Origin of the sequence: Lysinibacillus sp. NPDC048646, from assembly GCF_050272295.1 — a bacterium.
Classification (GTDB): Bacteria; Bacillota; Bacilli; order Bacillales_A; family Planococcaceae; genus Lysinibacillus.
The window spans coordinates 1-1636 of sequence record NZ_JBNNLZ010000062.1 but is presented as its reverse complement, the minus strand read 5'-3'; the positions used below and the strand labels follow the sequence as shown (position 1 = coordinate 1636).

The 1636-nt window shown below is 38.8% G+C and carries 1 protein-coding gene; it reads left to right on the top strand.

The annotated features are described in order from the left end of the window. The first annotated feature begins 245 nt into the window (after positions 1-245). Complete coding sequence (locus tag ACQKII_RS24660; RefSeq protein ID WP_427463065.1) at positions 246-1469, top strand: IS110 family transposase; 1224 nt, start codon at positions 246-248, stop codon at positions 1467-1469. Positions 1470-1636: the final 167 nt, after the last annotated feature.

Sequence of the window (1636 nt, the reverse complement as noted above, 5' to 3'; positions counted from 1 at the left end):
AAACATACTAACATTAGTAGTACAAACCTAGGCCATGGTTTGTGCTACTATTTTTTTATAGTAGAAGTGAAGGAAAGCCGACCAGCCTCTGGGATCATTCAAGAATCCGCATTATAAACCGGCTAACTTCACATCCTTATTTGAATCAGTTTAGTATGTTGGGTCCTAAGAGATCGTGTATAAGAAAGTGGAATCGATAAGGTACTGTGAAGGCTTCTATGATTGGTCACAAGGAGAAGATTGAGATGAAACACGTCATTGCGTTAGATGTCAGTAAAGGAAAAAGTACCGTAGCGATTTATGATGGTCACCGCCAATGTGAATTTGAAGGTGTGCTACATCATACACGGGGTGATTTTGAGCGATTACACAAACGAATAGAAGAGATGACAAAGCAAGATGGACAAGCGCCAGCTATCGTATTTGAAGCAACAGGCACCTATTCAAAACCTATCGAAGCGTTTTTCAAAGATTACGGCTATGCATACTGCCGCATGAATCCACTTGAAGCGAATTTACAGATGGCAACGATGCGTCGTAATAAAACCGATATCAGTGATGCCCATGAACTTGCGAAGACACATTTCAAAATGGAACGCGAAACAACGTACATACAAGACGATTATTATGAACAGATGCGTGCACTGACTCGTTACTACGATCAAATTGATGAAGAAATCATTTTACTCAAAAGTAGAATGCATGCCATTTTACAGCTGAGTTTTCCAGAATTAGAAAAGTTGATTACACCGAGTTCAGCACTATTTTTAAATATTGTACAACTCTATCCACATCCCGCACTTTTACAAGCCCATTCAAAAACGATGATTAAAAATCGTTTAAAGGCCAATACGCGAAAAAACCTCTCGCAAATGCGTGCTGAGGCTAAAGCAATTACATTATTAGAAGCAGCTGAAAATAGTTACCCAGCGATTAAACCCACAGATATTCGTTGTGATCAAGCACGAGATTACGCAGCTCGCATTGCGGATGTATTAGAGAAGAAAGATGCACTTGTGAAACAGATGGTGGAATTGTCGGAAGGACGAAAAGAATATCTAGTATTTCGTTCGATTCCTGGGATTGGCGATTCAACGGCGTGCCGATTAATTGGAGAGATTGGTGACATCCGCCGCTTTCAAAATGCGAAACAACTGAACGCATACGCAGGCATTGATATTATGCGGTACCAGTCTGGAAATACGCAATATCGAGACAGGATTAATAAACGAGGAAACAAACATTTACGAAAGATTTTATATTTTATGGTGTGCGCCATGCTTATGGCTAAAGGAAAACCGAATCATTTTGTGGACTATTACTACAAATTAAAAAAGCAACCTCAGAGGAAACCTCATAAGGTTGCGATCATCGCCTGCATCAATAAGTTTCTAAAAGTGACATTTCAGTTACTGATGCGTGGCATTCTTTACGATTATGAGTCCGCACTACCAGCTCAGAAATCGTAATCACCTATATAAAACTATATCATAATGACCTTTCGAAAAAAATAAAAATCGTCAGGTCTTTTTGGTGTATTTAAAAATGAGTGTGAAGTGGTGAGGGATATTCTTCATCACTCCACATTCATAAAACTCTAAATTATTCTTTAATTAGGGTTGACTAATCGTAAGAA

Excerpts from the sequence above, each read along its gene's own strand:
- ACQKII_RS24660 (WP_427463065.1), top strand. The coding sequence starts at position 246 with ATGAAACACGTCATTGCGTTAGATGTCAGTAAAGGAAAAAGTACCGTA.